This window comes from Calothrix sp. NIES-3974 (assembly GCF_002368395.1).
In the GTDB taxonomy this organism is placed as follows: domain Bacteria; phylum Cyanobacteriota; class Cyanobacteriia; order Cyanobacteriales; family Nostocaceae; genus NIES-3974.
The window spans coordinates 1,025,083-1,042,193 of sequence record NZ_AP018254.1; the positions used below are offsets into that span (position 1 = coordinate 1,025,083).

Here is a 17,111-nt window from a genome sequence, read left to right on the forward strand (position 1 = left end):
CATTTAGATGCTTAATGTCGCTACGGTGAGGGTCAATCGAAGGGTTATGTAAAAACGTCCTTTATCTATGAGCCGAATGGTCTATTGTATACTAAGGGGTTCGTATTTGTGGTTCTAGTCCTGAAAAAGCTTTAACAAGAAGCCCTATGAGCGCATCTACGTACCTTTCCCCATCGATCAAAATTTTCACAATTTCAAGTTAGGTAGGTGCAATTAAACATAAAACCGCAACAGAACCAATCATTCGGCGTACAGACGACCCGACGGGTCGTCTGTACTCCCTGATCTCAACGACAATTTTTACCACCCACCTACTAAATGCCTACATGTAGGCTACTCCCTATTTTCTGTAGAGTAAAGCATATACTAAGGAATTAAACAAATTGTGATTGCAATCTATCCAGGAAGTTTTGATCCCATTACTTTTGGACATCTTGATATTATCGAACGAGGGGTACAACTGTTTGACCGAGTGATTGTAGCTGTTTTGCGTAATCCCAATAAAAATCCCTTATTTAGTGTGCAACAACGACTTGAACAAATCCGTCATGCGGTTGTACATTTACCTAGTGTCGAGGTGGATAGTTTTGATGGTTTAACGGTAAACTACGCTCAGATGCGTCAAGCACAGGTATTACTCAGGGGGTTACGTGCAGTTTCCGATTTTGAGGTGGAACTGCAAATGGCGCATACAAACAAAACTCTTTCTACCCAAATTGAGACAGTTTTTTTGGCTACATCAAACGAGTATAGTTTTTTAAGTAGTAGTGTGGTAAAAGAGATTGCAAGGTTTGGTGGTTCTATTGAACACCTCGTTCCTTCCCATGTCGCTCAAGAATTACAGCAATGTTACGCCAACAAGTACCCAGTATCCAACCAGAAGTGAACGGAATTAATCCCCACCAGTCTAATTTTGCCGATGAATTACCCAGTAACGAGACGATGCAACTGGGGGGTGGCAATATCCAAGCCGAGTTAAATCGCTTGGAGGAAATGATTCTCAACGGTTTTCGGATTCCACTGACGCGACGAACGATTGTGGATGAAGAGAAGTTGTTGGAAATACTTGATTACATTCGCTTGTCCTTACCGGATGCTTTTAATGAAGCTTTAAGTATTATCCAACAAAAGCAGGAGATTTTGCTGGAAGCGGAGGAGTACGGACAGCAAATTATCGATGCTGCACAAGCCAAACGCAGCCAAATTCTCAATGATAGTGATATCATCCGTCAAGCTCAACGGGAAGCGGAACAGATGCATCTGCGGGTACAGCAGGAATGCGAGACAATGATGCAGGATACCCTAGAGGAAATAGAGAATTTACGTCGTCAGTGTCAGCAAGAGTTGGAACAAATGCGACAAAATGCGATCGCTCAAGCGGAGGAAATTGAAAAGGGTGCGGATGAGTACGCTGACAGTGTTTTGGAAAACATCGAGGAGGATTTGACGGAGATGTTACGCGTGATCCGCAATGGTAGACAGCAGTTATACCCCCATCAAAATCAGTCGGGGAAAATTAAGAAGTGATTTTTACTTGGCGACATCAAAAATCTGCTGTGCGGTCAAGGATCATTGGGGAAAAGTCGGCGAAATGATGGGACTATTCCCCCGAAAATACCTATACTAATTAGCAACTTCTGCCATTTCAATAATCCGCTCGTCGTAATCTTTAACCAAGAAGTTTAGGGGCTTACGACTACGAATTTTAAATTTGAGACCCCGTAATTCTACCCGCATTAAAATCAATTCTAAACAGTCGTGGTCAAAACATACATGACGCTGTTGATTTTTGCTTCCTAAACTTGCACCGGAAATGACGTGTAACTGGGTGTTTTTCTTCAGTTGATACCAAAGTCCATCGTTGGCATTATTCATCCGGTTTCCGGCGAATGTGGGGCTAGTGGACAGGTATAGGGGGTCAATTCCCGCAGCACCGATGGTTTGTTCGTAGTTGTAGTAGTAGTGCAAAGGTACTTCGGCGGCGGGTAAATCTAGCAATCCTTCGTATAATTGGCGGGCAATCTCTAAATCGGACACCATTACCGTGTATACTTTGGGCGCACTGGTTAAAAACATCCACATTGCTCCTGCATAGGCAGCAAGTAGCATGACCATGATGCCCTGGGTGGAGAATAAACTATCTAGGGGCAAAGATGGTAAAAAAGAAGCTAAAGGAAAGGTGGTATGGAGGAATTGCCAGGTACTAGCTGCTATAAACATGGAAGTATCAATTGAGGTTTGTATACAAAAAATCATAATTGAGACGATTTCGGACTCAAGTTTTTTAGTTTAGTATTTAAGTCGATTGTTTTAGTGTACCAATTACTTATAATCTACACCTGTATTTCTCACAAGTTTCTCAAACCTAAAGGGAGTAGGGATAGTCTGTAGAAGGAAAATTAATCCTTGACTGCAAAACTTATAGCTTACCTGTGAGAAATCCGGGTACAGTCCAATCTGAATTGGCTGTTTCCTGTACTGTTTTGATTCTAACTATCACCGATTCCCTGAGCAATCAGGCTAGACAAAGTTTAATTTTCATTTGTTTGTAATCAATATCTGGATATTTAAAGATTGAACGTCGTGCAAATTCCTCATTTTGCTGAAGCTAACCATCCCCTTGTCAAGTCCCTATTTCACCATAGCGACCAGGAGTTGTTGGAATTGTTTCAAAAACATCCCAACGCTGGTAAGTATTTTACGGCGATTTTTTGCCGTTACAGTCCGATTGTCTACACATTAATTCGACATTCAGCGCGATCGCCTGTACAGGCTGATTATCTGTTTGCCTTAACTTGGAGGCATATTTATAACGAGTTAGCGAGTGTGAATTTAGCGGCAATTCCTGCTGGACAGGAAAGTCTGACTTTGCAAAATTGGCTGATTAATATGACCGCCTATTGTATCAATCAATTGGAAGTGCCTCCCACCGAAGCGATTCATTATTCTCTGCAAGCCACATCTCCACCTTTTTGGTGTTATGTAGAACAAGCTTTGGATCAGTTACCACCGATTTTGCGATTGATGGTACTGATGTCCCAAACTTTCCATTGGAGCGAAACGCGAATTGCTGCATACCTACAGGCAGAAGGTGAAAAAATTGACCCAAACCAGGTAGCCAATTTGCTGAAGGAAGGCTATCGTATGCTTGAGGAGCAATTACCAACGGATATACGTGCTATCTATTTGGGTGAAAATTTGCTGCCTGCTTCTGTTGGTGGAAATACGTAGGTATACCATCAAGTTTGTAAAATATTTTTTTTAAAACCGTCCCCGACGGGATATTTTTTATGAAACACCAAAAATTAGTACCAGGGCAAAAGAATTTGCTTAGTTTTGTGCTTGCTGTGGGCAATTTGACTGGTAATTCCCGGATTTTATCTGCCTGGGGATTATTGATATTGCTGGGGGGTTTAGCAACTCCTCCAGGGGTATCCGCAACCGACTTAACACGACAGTTACACCAACCGAATTCGATTCGCAATACCCCTTTTACTTCACCTTGGATGGGTCGGGAAACCAGGGATTGGGCAGATCAAAGGGTTCGTATCGCCGAGGAATATTTACGGGCGAATACACCGAGTAAGGCCCTAGATGCCCTATTACCCGCCCTAGAAGTATATCACCATCAGGGCGACCTGCGATCGCAGGGTTTGACCTATGAGTTGATGGGTAGAGCCTATGTGGCTTTAGGAAGACATAAGGAAGCAGAAAATGCCATCCGTAGACGCTTGGGAATTGCCAGGGATACGGGAGATTTGCAGCAGCAGGTGTTTGCTTTAAATAATATTGGTACATTCCTCTTGCAGCAGGGTGATGCGGATTTGGCTGCACGGGATGCATTTGCGGAGGCTTTACAAATTGCCAATCGGATTAAAAGTGCTGAGGGACAGGGTTTATCCTGGAGTAATTTAGGATTAGCAGCAGCTCGTCTCGGTGAATACAACAAAGCCATCAAGTTCTATGAAACAGCTTTAACCTACCGTCGTCAGGTGCGTGACCCCCTAGGGGAAGCTAACACCTACAATAATCTAGGTGATGCCTATTTTGCCACCGGAGATTATCAAAATACGATTGCAGCCTATGGAAGAGCTTTAAGATTAGCAAATGCCAGTCGCGATCGCATTAATGAATTACGTTCCATTGATGGATTAGTTGCTGCTCATGTTTCAGTGGAACGGTACGAACGGGCTTTTGAATTACTAGCACAACGCCTAAACCTAGCCAAGCAAATGCAGAATTTACCCGAACAACTGCTTTCCTTTGAATCCTACGCTCGTACCTACGAACGTTTAGGGAAATACCAAACAGCTCGCAATTTTTATGAACGAGCCGCAATTATCGCCCGTAACCTGCAAGATAGCAAAAAAGAAGTTCAACTTCTAGACCGAATTACCCAAATTCGCAATCGACGCGGTTAGTTAGATTCATTTTCCCCTAGAGACGTGACATATCACGTCTCTAATTTTTCCCATATTCATCCTGGTGAAACAACTGCAACCACGTATATTTAAAAGCAATTACAGACGGAGTATTTTTTCTTTTCTGCCATAGTCAGGGTGAGAACTGGGGTGATGCTTCTCGAAGAGTGGACAGATGTCTGTGACAGTAGATAATCATCTCTAAAATCTACATTATTAAATTTGATACCAAGCCGTCAAAGCCACTGCCAGTGCATCAGCCGCGTCATCAGGGGTAGGTATTTCCGACAATGCCAATTCCCTGGCAACAGCTTCCTGGACTTCCAATTTTTCCGCATTACCGTAGCCCGTGAGTGCTTGTTTGATTTGGGCTGGTGTATACTCCACGTAGGTGACATTATGCTGTGCCAAAACTAACATAATTACCCCTCTGGCTTGAGCCACCAAAATGGTGTTACCCATCCGATAAAAAAACAATTTTTCAATGGCGACCAAATCAGGCTGAAATTCTTTTATCAGTTCATGTAAATCATCATACAATACACGCAAACGTTGTCCCATATCCATATCTTTAGGAGTGGTAATCACACCGAAATCCAGCATATTTACGGGTGGGGATTGTAAAGATTGTTGTGAAACCTGACCGTTTATGGCCCCGAAGCCTAAAATAGCGAATCCTGGGTCTATTCCTAAAATTCGTTTTTCCATCAATTCAAGAGTATTGCTAATTTTTACAACTTTAAGTCGTAGTCCACCCAGAGAACAAAAGCTAGGTAAATATATAAACTACTCACCATTGACTAACACCACCTGGTATTTTGAGGTTGTTCGAGTTGTCGCTTGTGGTTGTAGCTCCCCACTCCCTTTCGATTCCAGATACAAATATTTGCTGAGACCGTTAACGAACTGTTATAAGTCAAATGGCAATTATAAAATCTCATAGTTCTGTACCCAGTATTCCGATAAAAGCGTGTAAATTCCTTGTAAAACATTATTTTCAGAGTTCGGCTCTTTGAATGTTAATATGTCAATTGGTTTCCTCAAACAAGCTTTAAACGCATTGCAGTCCCAATCCCAGCGTCGCACCCCCCATCGTGTCAATCAATGGTTTAAATGGCTATCTCCTGGTCTATACGTTAAACGCTGGTTATTGATCAGTGTGACTGGAGTCCTATTTGTGATTTTAGGGTTTGCAATTTCAATTCAGTTAACACCAATTTATCGAACTATCCAACTTCTGCGTAATTTTTTAGGTACTCTCACTGAGACTATACCCTACTACATCAGTGGGCCAGTGGTAATGTTGTGTGGTTTACTACTTCTACTCTGGGGACAGTCACGGACTGTGAACTCAATTACGGAAGCGATTCGTCCCCAAGGAGAAAAGGAATTAGTTGATGTGTTAATGGCCCATCGTCGTTTATATCGAGGACCAAAAATTGTCGTAATTGGCGGTGGAACGGGTCTATCTACCCTGTTACGGGGTTTAAAACACTACACAGCTAATATTACAGCCATTGTCACCGTTGCCGATGATGGGGGTTCATCCGGTAGATTACGGCGAGAAATAGGGGTATTGCCACCCGGTGATATTCGCAACTGTTTAGCAGCCTTAGCGGATGAGGAAAAATTACTGACGGAGTTATTCCAATATCGTTTTAGTGCAGGAGATGGATTAACTGGTCACAGTTTTGGTAATTTATTTTTGACTGCCTTAAGTGAAATTACGGGTGATTTAGAACGGGCGGTAGCAGCAAGTTCGCGGGTTTTAGCAATTAGGGGTCAGGTATTACCGGCTACATTAGCAGATGTCACCCTTTGGGCTGAATTGGACGATGGTCGATTTATTCAAGGAGAATCGAATATTCCCAAAGCAGGGGGAAGAATAGTCAATATTGGTTGTACTCCAGCAAATCCACCTGGTTTACCAGCAGCAGTACGGGCAATTAAAGATGCAGATTATATTATTATGGGACCAGGTAGTCTTTATACCAGTGTAATTCCCAATCTGCTAGTGAAAGATATTGCCGATGCGATCGCCCAATCACCTGCACCCTGTATTTATGTCTGTAACATTATGACCCAACCGGGTGAAACCCAAGGTTATACTGTGTCTGACCATATTCGCGCCATTGATAAAGCCTGTGGTCGTCCCCTATTTAATGCAGTTCTAGTCCACAAAAAATCACCCTCTGCTCGTGCTTTAATCCGCTATGCTCAACAAAAATCCCATCCCGTTTATCTTGACCGAGAAGAGGTGGTCAAATTGAATCGACGCATTGTGATGGCTAATGTGATGTCGGAGGATGAACAGCAATGTGTTCGTCACGACCATCATCGCCTTGCGAAGGTTCTCATGCGTTGGTATAGTGGGGCTAAAATCTAAATTTTAAGGGTTAAGTGCTGCTAACCATGCATCTAAATCAGCCATGCTGGTAAAGTCAAGCAATGCTTCACCGAGGTTTTCTAATTGTTCTAGGGAAAGGGATTCAACTTGTGATCGCACTGGTTGTGGTAGTTCTCCTACCCGTCGGGTTAGTAGACGCGTAATTAGCTGACACGCTTCCGCTTTCCGTCCTCGCTGTTCTCCTCGTTGCTCTCCTCGTTGTTCTCCTTCTTTTATTCCTTCTTTCCGTCCTTCTTCCTTAATTTCCCGATAAACCTGTGTTTCTTTGAGTGTAATTCCCAACATTTGTTCTACCTCCCTTTGACTCTTACCTTCAAACTTGTACACCATGATTGTGGTAATTAGTTCTATGATGGCACGATTTTCTGCTGGAGGTACTTCCTGTTGACTCCTTGTTAATAAATTCCTTGCTTCTGCGGTCGCACGATTTTCTTCTAGGGTTGTCAATACCATCAATCCTACCCATACGGGTAACGAACGAATATCTCCGAGTTCATCCAGATATATCCGATGTACCTGGGGACTGTTGAGTTGACTCTGGTAAGGACTAATATCTGTTTGTTCTAAGCTACGGGATGGGTAAATGATGACGATTTGCAAATTGCTGAATCTGTCACGGTTGCGATAAAAGTAGAGATAGGATTCGGCAAATACCCTTTCGTATAGTCTTTCGTCCTTCTGAAATTGCACCTCACAGAAATACACCACACCTGGATTTTCGGTTTGCGGTGGTAGAAATACACCATCGATTTCAAATTTTGCTTCTTTAACTGCTACCGAATCAAATATGTACTCGTCTGCATTCGCAGGTGGATTTGTTAACAGGGCGAATAATAAACTGGGAGATTGCTGAAATAATTTGTAAAATATCGAATCTCGACGCATTCAGGTTGGAAAATAGCAGCTTCACTATTTTAAGGGTTAAGTGCTGCTAACCATGCGTCTAAATCAGCCATGCTAGTAAAATCAAGCAATGCTTCACCGAGATTTTCTAATTTTTCCAGGGAAAGGGATTCAACTTGCGATCGCACTGGTTGTGGTAGTTCTCCTACTCGTCGGGTTAATTGACGCATTATAAGTTGACACGCTTCTACTTTTCGTCCCTCTTTTCTTCCCTCTTTTCTTCCTTCTTCCTTTCCCTCTTCCCTTCCTTCTTTCCGTCCTTCTTCCTTAATTTCCCGATAAACCTGTGTTTCTTTGAGTGTAATTCCCAACATTTGTTCTACCTCCCTTTGACTCTTACCTTCAAACTTGTACACCATGATTGTGGTAATTAGCTCTATGATGGCACGATTTTCTGCTGGAGGTACTTCCTGTTGACTCCTTGTTAATAAATTCCTTGCTTCTTCTGTTGCTTGTTCTTCATCAATTGTAGTCAACACCATTAATCCTACCCATACGGGTAACGAACGAATATCTCCGAGTTCATCCAGATATATCCGATGTACCTGGGGACTGTTGAGTTGACTTTGGTAAGGACTAATATCTGTTTGTTCTAAGCTACGGGATGGGTAAATGATGACGATTTGCAAATTGCTGAATCTGTCACGGTTGCGATAAAAGTAGAGATAGGATTCGGCAAATACCCTTTCGTATAGTCTTTCGTCCTTCTGAAATTGCACCTCACAGAAATACACCACACCTGGATTTTCGGTTTGCGGTGGTAGAAATACACCATCGATTTCAAATTTTGCTTCTTTAACTGCTACCGAATCAAATATGTACTCGTCTGCATTCGCAGGTGGATTTGTTAACAGGGCGAATAATAAACTGGGAGATTGCTGAAATAATTTGTAAAATATCGAATCTCGACGCATTCAGGTTGGAAAATAGCAGCTTCACCATTTTAAGGGTTAAGTGCTGCTAACCATGCATCTAAATCAGCCATGCTAGTAAAATCAAGCAATGCTTCACCAAGATTTTCTAATTCCTCCAGGGAAAGGGATTCAACTTGCGATCGCACTGGTTGTGGTAGTTCTCCTACCCGTCGGGTTAGTAGACGCGTAATTAGCTGACACGCTTCTGCTTTCCGTCCTTCTTCCTTAATTTCCCGATAAACCCGTGCTTCTTTGAGTATAATTCCCAACATTTGTTCTACCTCCCTTTGACTCTTACCTTCAAACTTGTATATCAAGCCTGGGAGCTTGTGTACTATAAAATGCCTATAATTAAAATTATTCCGTTCAATAAATTCCAGGTTTCGTCATGACTGCAACTCCAATTTCTCCTAAATTGACCACATCCCAACTTCCCGATGCTCAAGGACGATTCGGTAAGTTTGGTGGTAAATATGTACCGGAAACTTTAATGCCAGCATTAACCGAGTTGGAAGCAGCATACCAAAAATATCGCTATGACCAGGATTTTCAAACGGAATTACAACAACTTTTACGGGATTATGTGGGTCGAGCTACTCCTTTATACTTTGCGGAACGTTTAACTGCTCATTATGGTCGTCCTGATGGCACTGGACCGCAAATTTACTTAAAAAGGGAAGATTTAAATCATACTGGCGCTCACAAAATAAATAATGCCCTGGGTCAGGTGTTACTGGCAAAACGCATGGGTAAACAAAGGATTATCGCCGAAACTGGAGCCGGTCAACACGGTGTTGCGACCGCTACCGTTTGCGCTCGCTTTGGCTTACAGTGTGTCATTTTTATGGGCGTTCAAGATATGGAACGTCAAGCCTTAAACGTGTTTCGGATGCGGTTGATGGGGGCTGAAGTACATCCGGTGGAAGCGGGGACGGGAACCCTCAAGGATGCGACATCGGAAGCAATTCGGGATTGGGTGACAAATGTGGAGACAACCCATTATATCCTTGGTTCCGTGGCTGGACCCCATCCCTACCCAATGATTGTGCGGGATTTCCATGCGGTGATTGGTGAGGAAACCCGCGCTCAAGCAATGGAAAAGTGGGGAGGTTTACCGGATATTGTCATGGCTTGTGTGGGTGGTGGTTCCAATGCAATGGGGATTTTTCATGAGTTTATCCCGGAACCATCGGTGCGATTAATTGGGGTGGAAGCGGCTGGACATGGTGTAAATACGGATAAACATGCGGCAACTTTAACTAAAGGGCGAGTGGGGGTGTTGCATGGGGCGATGAGTTATTTGTTACAGGATGAGGATGGACAGGTAATAGAAGCCCATTCCATTAGTGCAGGTTTGGACTATCCGGGGGTAGGTCCAGAACATAGCTACCTAATGGAGACGGGAAGGGCTGAATATTACAGTGTCACCGATGAGCAGGCTTTGAAAGCCTTACAGTTACTATCACGCTTAGAGGGGATTATCCCAGCTTTGGAAACTTCCCATGCGATCGCCTATTTAGAAACTTTGTGTCCCCAGTTAACTGGTAGTCCCCGTATCGTCATCAACTGTTCTGGACGGGGTGATAAGGATGTGCAGTCGGTAATTAAGCATCTGCAAATGTAGATAATATGTGATTTATACTACTCTTGCCCATGCCATTGGGCAAGTAAATTTGCTGCTTGATGGCAAAGTTCTGAATGATACTTGCCGTTACTGGCTACAAACCCACCCCATTTATTAATATCATCGGTGTTATACACCAAAGTAGAGCCGTCATAGCTAGTATATTTACCACCAGCTTCCGCTAAAATTAGTTCTGGTGCGGCAATATCCCAATCCTTGGGTGCGGATTTACTGGAAAGGGAAATATAGGCATCAGCCTTACCTTCAACGATGATGGCAATTTTACAGCCGACACTACCGACATTTTGTTGATTTTGACAGGGTAGGTGTTGAAGTATGTAATCGAGGGGTTCGCTACGATGGGAACGACTAACTAGGAGAATTAAATCCTCCAAGTTGCGAGTTGGATTCACCTGTAGTTTTTCTTTTTTCCCATGACGATATTCCACATAGGTTCCACCACCAAGGGTTGCATGGTAGATTTTTTCGGCTTCTGGAGTTGCAACTACAGCCAAAACGGGACGATGTTGATGGACTAGGGCAATATGAATGGCGTATTCACCAGTTTTTTGAATAAAATTCCGTGTCCCATCCAGAGGATCAATGACCCAAACATATTCTTGAGGTGAGGGTTGACCATTGTAGGTTTCTTCACTAATATAGCCAAAATCATCATTGCCTAACTGGGCTTGCAAACCCTGAATAATGTAATTACTAACGGCGATATCAGCAACTGTCACCGGATCATTCCCAGATTTATACTGGATATCCAGCTTTTCCTGATTACCGCGATAATGCGATCGCAAAATATCCGCAGCACCCCAAGCAACTGTACGGGTAATTTCTAAGATTTGGTTGAGTTTTGACATTTTGATACCAATTTTAAATAAGACTGGGACAGATGAATTTTGTTTGTAGAGACGCAATATATTGCGTCTCATATTCTGGAAGTGTTGCAAATATTTTTGAACCGGTATTTAGTTTAAATCAGGATTTCCAAATTTATGTATTCATTTTGGTATCGGGAAACCAAGTCTAGATTGATTGTAAACAATTATGACTTTCCCATATTCCGGCGACACTCGACGATAATACCAGCCTGAATCGGTTTAGGGATAGTTTTAGGTAATTATTCCCTGACGAAAAAATGGCTTCATTCCAACTTCACTTTGTATAATAGGTGGCAAATCCAATTCTCATTTGGTAGCAAATTATGAAGGTCACGATATTTGCGGTGATTGGAGCAACAACTGTAGTGAGCGTAACACCTGTTGTCAGTTTTGCTCAGTCCATAAATCGTCAAAACCTGCTTCCAGTAAACCCTCCCGCATCAAGTAATGCTTTGTTCGACGGCATTAATAGTCGCACCGCAGAGGATGATTTTTCCCAATTTTTTGGGGTGACGATGGATTCAAATTCTGCAGGTGAAAATACTAGTTCTACTAATTCCAAGGTAATCACAATTACAGATAGTGACTCCCTGTCGTCACCGGATACACCCTTTATGTTACAGCCAGCGCAATCAAATTCTGACTGGAATGAGGGAATGCAGTTACAATTGAATTTACAAGATTTAGAACGTTCTAATCAGAGATAATTAATTAGGTTAGGTTTTGCCGTTAATCATCGTTGTAGTAGTAGACGTAGCAATGCTACGTCTACTACTACAGTTTTGGTTTTAATACAAAATGTATCTAAATATAATTCATATCCTAATTCAGCAACGCCTAGAAAATGTATTCTGACGACAAATTCAATTGACCACAACCTTGTGCTGGTAGGTAAGTGAGATTACCATGATGGCGTAGCCATATCTTTACAGCAATAGGTAAACGTCAAGATGAGAAATCCGCAATTATCGAGCTTACCAACAACAATATTGGGAATTTTGATTGGATTGGTGACAATTTTAATTCTAAATTCCTTTATTATTATTAATCCCGGTCAAGCTGGGGTTTTGAGTGTTTTAGGTAAAGCCAAAGATAATGTTTTACTAGAAGGAATTCATCTCAAACCACCTTTTATTTCGGTGGTGGATTTATATGATTTAACTGTACAAAAATTTGAGGTTCCGGCAGAAAGTTCGACTAAAGATTTGCAAAATATTTCCGCTCGATTTGCGATTAATTTCCGTCTCGATGCGAATCAGGTGGTTGATGTACGCAGAAAACAGGGAACCTTAGAGAATGTGGTTGCTAAAATTATTGCACCTCAAACTCAAGAATCTTTTAAAATCGCTGCGGCTAAAAGGACTGTGGAAGAAGCAATTACCAAAAGAAGCGAACTCAAAGAAGATTTTGACAGTGCATTGGGTCAACGCTTGGATAAATACGGGATAGTTATTCTTGATACTAGTGTTGTTGACTTAACATTTTCACCGGAATTTGCCAAGGCTGTGGAAGAAAAACAAATAGCGGAACAGAAAGCTCAAAGAGCTGTATATGTAGCGAGGGAAGCTGAACAGGAAGCACAGGCAGATATCAACCGAGCTAAAGGTAAAGCTGAAGCACAACGGTTATTAGCAGAAACCCTGAAAGCACAGGGGGGAGAATTAGTGTTACAAAAGGAAGCGATCGAAGCTTGGAAAAGTGGTGGTGCGCAAATGCCTAATGTTTTGGTAATTGGGAATGAGTCTACAAGCGGTGTTCCTTTTTTGTTCAATCTGAATCCAGGAAAGAGTTAGAAAGCTGGATGTAATTCGTAGTTCGTAATTTGTAATTCGTAATTTGTAATTCGTAATTCGTAGTTCGTAATAGCCTGCGGCAACGCTTCGCGTACGTAATTTGTAATACCTGCTACGCGGGAAGCAAGCTACGTAGTTTGTAGTAGTTAAACGTTAATTGTTGACTGTCACCTGTCAACAAAATAAAAGGGAAATATTTCAGGATGCGAAGTATATATAGGAATCAGAGGGAATCATAATTTGATTTCTGAAAGCTCTAATTACCCCGATGCTTATCGGACAATGCTTTATTTATCGACATACCTAGCAAGATTCAAGTCGGATTCCTATTCATATACCCTAAACCCTGCTCAAAGACTTTTGCTAGTGTGCTTACACGCTAAAAGCAGACCCTAATTACAAATTACGAACCCGATGCAAGGGATTATATCATGGCGAGAAGTTGGAGGCTTTAGGCTGGGTGTATCACCTTATATTAAATCAGCACGGGGTTTAAAACTTTCGATGCTGCGTAGTTTCTCGTACAATTCCCGTTCTTCGGGTGTAATGGTTTTTGGGGTGACAATTTGAATTTCCACTAGTTGATCTCCCCTTTTACCTCCTTCTGTGGGATATCCTTTATTCGCCAAGCGAAATCGTTGTCCTGTCCGCACTCCAGGGGGAATGGTCATTTTGACTAATCCATCCAAGGTGGGTGCTTCGATTTGTCCCCCTAATACTGCTTCTGCGGGGGTGACTGCTACTTGACAAAAAATGTTTGCTCCTTCTAATTTAAATCGCGGATGGGGTTCAACGGTAATTTTTAAGTATAAATCACCACCATTAATTCCCTGGTCACGTAGACGAATTGTTTGTCCAGAAACCATTGCTGGTGGCATATTTACTTCTAGGGAACGTCCATCTTCTAGACGAATTCTTTCTAATCCCCCTTTATAGGCTTTTTCTAAGGGAATTGTTAACCTGGCTTCAATATCCCGTTTGTTGTTGCGGGGAGTATTGGGGGTATAGGCAACTTTGCTACGGGGAGTACGGAATGGATCGGTATTTGTGGGGGTAGGATTGCGTCTTGCTCCGACACCGATAACTTGGTTGAGGAAGCTATCAAAATCATTATATTCGCTAGGATCTACCGTAGTGTTTCCTTGACTGCGATTTGACCCATTTCCACCCCAAGGTTTACGGGTATTTTTGTTATTTGCGTTCCAATAACGACTGTACTCGTCGTATTTAGCTCTTTTGCTTTCATCCGAGAGAACGTCGTAAGCTTCGTTAATATCTTTAAATTTTTCCTCAGCAGCTTTATTACCAGGATTCAAGTCTGGGTGATACTGCCTTGCTAAACGTCGATAAACTTTTTTGATTTCTTCGTTCGACGCGTCTTTTGATACTCCTAAAATTCCGTAGTAATCGCGATAGTTCCGCAAGTTTTGCTGCATAGCCAAGTGGGTGGATTTGAGATTTGAGATTTGGGATTTGAGATTTAAGATTAAAGGTAGTCATATTGCATGGCAACGTCAGTAATTCTGCTGCGGCAGAGTTATATGACTATTATCTGTAACAAATCTGTGACAATAATTTTGTAACTGGGATAATTAATACAATTCAGATAATACTTAGTTAGTATCTACCAGTAATTACATCCTAATTCCGTATAATTTTTCCTACCTTTAAGGGTTAGCAGATGGGTTGGGTGAATGTAAAGTCGAGATGTCCATACTTTTTGGTCAAGAAACTTACATCCCGACTTTGTTTTGCTCTCCATCCAATGGTAAAAGTTGTATGAAGTGGGTGGGGAAGGATGGTTTGGTCAGATATTTTTTCCTGTAACCGTCCATTCCTTGCTTGGTAAGTATCTACAGCCAATCATCATCGTCATCCCAATTATCTTGGTAACTGGGACGCTCCGCTCTTCTCGATGGTCTATCGTCGATAGGTCTACTTCCCCGGTCGTAATCGCGTCGGGAATCTCGACGGGAAGCGGTATCATCACGTCCGCGATCGCGTCCATAACCTTGGTCATAATCCCGGTTTGTATCCCGATATCCCGTATCATCACGTCCGCGATCGCGTCCATAACTAGTATCACTACGTCCGCGATCGCGTCCATAACCTTGGTCATAATCCCGGTTTGTATCCCGATATCCCGTATCATCACGTCCGCGATCGCGTCCATAACCTTGGTCATAATCCCGATTCGGATTCCGGTATCCCGTATCGCGACCATAACCCCGGTCATAATCCCGACCAAAGTCCTTATCATCCTTATCGCTACCACCGGTAAATATATCCTTGATGGTGCTAAACAAATCATCATCTTCGTCGTCTACATAATACTGACGCACTTCCCGATTCAGGTCGTAGAGAGCATCTTGTAAATCAGCATAGGTTTGATCAATACCTCGGTCATCGTTGGCATTCAGAGCTTCCCGCATATCCCGACAGATATTATCAATGCGTTGACGACGGGGACGAGCAAAGGACATACCAAAATCCAGAGCGATTTCCCGCAGTTGTCTTTCTGCTTGTAAAATCAAAGCTTCTGCACGGGTCCGCTTTTCTACTTTTTCTTTGCGCTGACGGTCGAGTTCGGCGTATTTTTCGGCATCACGAATGGCTGCTTGAATTTCCATTTCGCTCAATGTTGATGCACCTTGAATGGTAATACTTTGCTCCCTTCCAGTCGTCCGGTCTAGGGCTGTCACCTGTAATATCCCATTGGCATCAATATCAAATGATACTTGAATTTGGGGAACACCACGGGGAGCCGGAGGAATACCATACAATTTAAATCGTCCCAAAGATTTATTATCGGCAGCCATTTCCCGTTCACCTTGGATGACGTTGATTTCCACGGTGTTTTGATTATTTTCCGAGGTGGAAAATATATCGGAGCGACGGACGGGAATTGTGGTGTTACGGGGAATTAATTTTTTCGCCACACCACCGATGGTTTCCAAACCAATGGAAAGGGGTGTAACATCCAACAATAATACATCCTTGAATTCCCCTGCTAATATACCCGCTTGTACAGCCGCACCGACTGCCACAACCTCATCCGGGTTAACATTTTCACTCGGTTCAATACCGATGATGGCTGTAACAATTTCCTTCACCATTGGCATGCGAGTGGCTCCCCCCACCAAAACGACTTCTTCGATATCACGGGGAGTTAAGCCCGAATCCCGTAACGCCCGCTTGACAGGATTACGGATACGACTCAGTAAATCTTGACACAATCCTTCAAATTGCGATCGCGTTAATCTAGTTTCTAAATGTTTTGGTCCATCTTCGGTGGCGGTGATAAATGGTAAGTTGATATCGGTGACACTGACCGCCGAAAGCTCGATTTTCGCCTTTTCTGCTGCTTCCATCAGACGTTGTAAAGCTTGGCGATCGCGCCTGAGGTCAATCCCTTCTGCTTCTAAAAATTGCTCCGCCAACCAATCGACAATTTTCTTGTCAAAATCATTACCCCCCAGTTGAGTATCCCCACTGGTAGCTTTGACCTCAAACACCCCATCCCCAATTTCCAAAATCGAGACATCGAAGGTTCCCCCACCCAGGTCAAACACTAAAATCAATTCACTTTCACCCCGGTCCAAACCATAGGCTAGTGCAGCTGCGGTCGGTTCATTCAAAATCCTCAAAACATCCAAACCCGCAATTCGTCCCGCATCTCTAGTCGCTTGGCGCTGGGAATCATTAAAATAGGCAGGTACGGTAATCACTGCTCCCGTCACCTTTTCCCCCAGATAACGGCTAGCATCATCCGCCAACTTCTTCAAGACCATCGCCGAAATTTCTTCCGGAGCAAAATCCCGACTCAACCGGGGACAAGCCACCTTAATATTGCCATACTCGTCCTTACGAATCGTGTAGGGAACCCGTTTCGACTCAGGGGACAATTCCCCGTACTTACGACCAATAAACCGTTTCACCCCAAAAAAGGTGTTTTGTGGGTTTAACACAGTTTGCCGTCTGGCCATTTGGCCAACTACCCGTTCCCCATCCTTACTAAAGCCAACGACAGAGGGGGTAGTACGCATACCCTCGGCATTCGCAATGACCACAGGTTTACCACCCTCCATGACGGCAACCACCGAGTTAGTTGTACCCAAGTCTATGCCGACTACCTTACCCATGCGTTGCTATCTCTCCT

17 protein-coding genes are annotated in these 17,111 nt (G+C 43.0%); 8 read left to right on the top strand and 9 right to left on the bottom strand.

Annotated features, from left to right (window positions below):
• The first annotated feature begins 385 nt into the window (after positions 1–385).
• Complete coding sequence (gene coaD, locus CDC37_RS03985) at positions 386–886, top strand: pantetheine-phosphate adenylyltransferase (protein ID WP_096620593.1); 501 nt, start codon at positions 386–388, stop codon at positions 884–886.
• Positions 847–1,527, top strand: coding sequence for a hypothetical protein (locus CDC37_RS03990; protein ID WP_096620594.1), 681 nt, complete (start codon positions 847–849; stop codon positions 1,525–1,527). Before coaD ends, CDC37_RS03990 begins: the two co-directional genes overlap by 40 nt.
• Before the next feature lie 96 nt (positions 1,528–1,623).
• On the opposite strand, the gene CDC37_RS03995 is transcribed toward CDC37_RS03990, so the two are convergent.
• Entirely contained in the window at positions 1,624–2,220 is a 597-nt protein-coding gene (locus CDC37_RS03995; protein WP_096625894.1) for a glyoxalase-like domain protein, read from the bottom strand.
• A gap of 363 nt (positions 2,221–2,583) precedes the next feature.
• Here CDC37_RS03995 and CDC37_RS04000 point away from each other — a divergent pair, with 363 nt between their 5' ends.
• Both CDC37_RS04000 and CDC37_RS04005 read left to right on the top strand, forming a co-directional pair.
• Complete coding sequence (locus CDC37_RS04000; protein WP_096620595.1) at positions 2,584–3,231, top strand: RNA polymerase sigma factor; 648 nt, start codon at positions 2,584–2,586, stop codon at positions 3,229–3,231.
• Between the two features lie 59 nt (positions 3,232–3,290).
• Entirely contained in the window at positions 3,291–4,421 is a 1,131-nt protein-coding gene (locus tag CDC37_RS04005) for a tetratricopeptide repeat protein (protein WP_096620596.1), read from the top strand.
• A 216-nt stretch (positions 4,422–4,637) separates the two neighbouring features.
• Here the strand turns inward: CDC37_RS04005 and ruvC are convergent, their stop codons facing one another.
• Positions 4,638–5,129: a crossover junction endodeoxyribonuclease RuvC gene (gene ruvC, locus CDC37_RS04010; RefSeq protein ID WP_096620597.1), complete on the bottom strand. Its 492-nt coding sequence runs from the start codon at positions 5,127–5,129 to the stop codon at positions 4,638–4,640.
• Positions 5,130–5,445: 316 nt separating this feature from the next.
• On the opposite strand from ruvC, the gene CDC37_RS04015 reads away from it, so the two are divergent.
• Positions 5,446–6,807 (top strand): gluconeogenesis factor YvcK family protein, encoded by a 1,362-nt coding sequence (locus CDC37_RS04015; protein ID WP_096620598.1) that lies wholly within the window; start codon positions 5,446–5,448, stop codon positions 6,805–6,807.
• Between the two features lie 3 nt (positions 6,808–6,810).
• Here CDC37_RS04015 and CDC37_RS04020 read toward each other — a convergent pair whose 3' ends face one another.
• The 3 genes from CDC37_RS04020 to CDC37_RS04030 are packed head-to-tail and all read right to left on the bottom strand — an operon-like array spanning position 6,811 to position 8,917.
• Complete coding sequence (locus tag CDC37_RS04020; RefSeq protein ID WP_096620599.1) at positions 6,811–7,713, bottom strand: Rpn family recombination-promoting nuclease/putative transposase; 903 nt, start codon at positions 7,711–7,713, stop codon at positions 6,811–6,813.
• Between the two features lie 29 nt (positions 7,714–7,742).
• The gene (locus tag CDC37_RS04025) at positions 7,743–8,645 is read right to left on the bottom strand and encodes an Rpn family recombination-promoting nuclease/putative transposase (protein WP_096620600.1); all 903 of its coding nucleotides are present in this window, start codon (positions 8,643–8,645) and stop codon (positions 7,743–7,745) included.
• A 29-nt stretch (positions 8,646–8,674) separates the two neighbouring features.
• A complete protein-coding gene (locus tag CDC37_RS04030; RefSeq protein ID WP_442861062.1) occupies positions 8,675–8,917 on the bottom strand; it encodes a DUF4351 domain-containing protein in 243 nt (80 codons plus the stop codon).
• A 116-nt stretch (positions 8,918–9,033) separates the two neighbouring features.
• Between CDC37_RS04030 and trpB the strand changes: the two genes are divergently transcribed.
• Positions 9,034–10,269: a tryptophan synthase subunit beta gene (trpB, locus tag CDC37_RS04035; RefSeq protein WP_096620602.1), complete on the top strand. Its 1,236-nt coding sequence runs from the start codon at positions 9,034–9,036 to the stop codon at positions 10,267–10,269.
• A 17-nt stretch (positions 10,270–10,286) separates the two neighbouring features.
• Here the strand turns inward: trpB and CDC37_RS04040 are convergent, their stop codons facing one another.
• Positions 10,287–11,138: a 3'(2'),5'-bisphosphate nucleotidase CysQ family protein gene (locus tag CDC37_RS04040; protein WP_096625896.1), complete on the bottom strand. Its 852-nt coding sequence runs from the start codon at positions 11,136–11,138 to the stop codon at positions 10,287–10,289.
• 344 nt (positions 11,139–11,482) lie between these two features.
• Between CDC37_RS04040 and CDC37_RS04045 the strand changes: the two genes are divergently transcribed.
• Positions 11,483–11,866 carry a hypothetical protein gene (locus CDC37_RS04045; RefSeq protein ID WP_096620603.1) on the top strand — a complete coding sequence of 128 codons (384 nt, stop codon included), beginning with the start codon at positions 11,483–11,485 and terminating at the stop codon, positions 11,864–11,866.
• Positions 11,867–12,109: 243 nt separating this feature from the next.
• The gene (locus CDC37_RS04050) at positions 12,110–12,952 is read left to right on the top strand and encodes a prohibitin family protein (RefSeq protein ID WP_096620604.1); all 843 of its coding nucleotides are present in this window, start codon (positions 12,110–12,112) and stop codon (positions 12,950–12,952) included.
• Positions 12,953–13,422: 470 nt separating this feature from the next.
• On the opposite strand, the gene CDC37_RS04055 is transcribed toward CDC37_RS04050, so the two are convergent.
• From CDC37_RS04055 to dnaK, 3 genes are all read right to left on the bottom strand, one after another.
• A complete protein-coding gene (locus CDC37_RS04055) occupies positions 13,423–14,388 on the bottom strand; it encodes a DnaJ C-terminal domain-containing protein (protein WP_096620605.1) in 966 nt (321 codons plus the stop codon).
• 238 nt (positions 14,389–14,626) lie between these two features.
• Positions 14,627–14,815: a hypothetical protein gene (locus CDC37_RS23925; protein ID WP_157780637.1), complete on the bottom strand. Its 189-nt coding sequence runs from the start codon at positions 14,813–14,815 to the stop codon at positions 14,627–14,629.
• A complete protein-coding gene (dnaK, locus tag CDC37_RS04060; RefSeq protein WP_096620606.1) occupies positions 14,806–17,094 on the bottom strand; it encodes a molecular chaperone DnaK in 2,289 nt (762 codons plus the stop codon). The genes CDC37_RS23925 and dnaK overlap by 10 nt, the downstream gene beginning before the upstream one ends.
• Between the last annotated feature and the right edge of the window lie 17 nt (positions 17,095–17,111).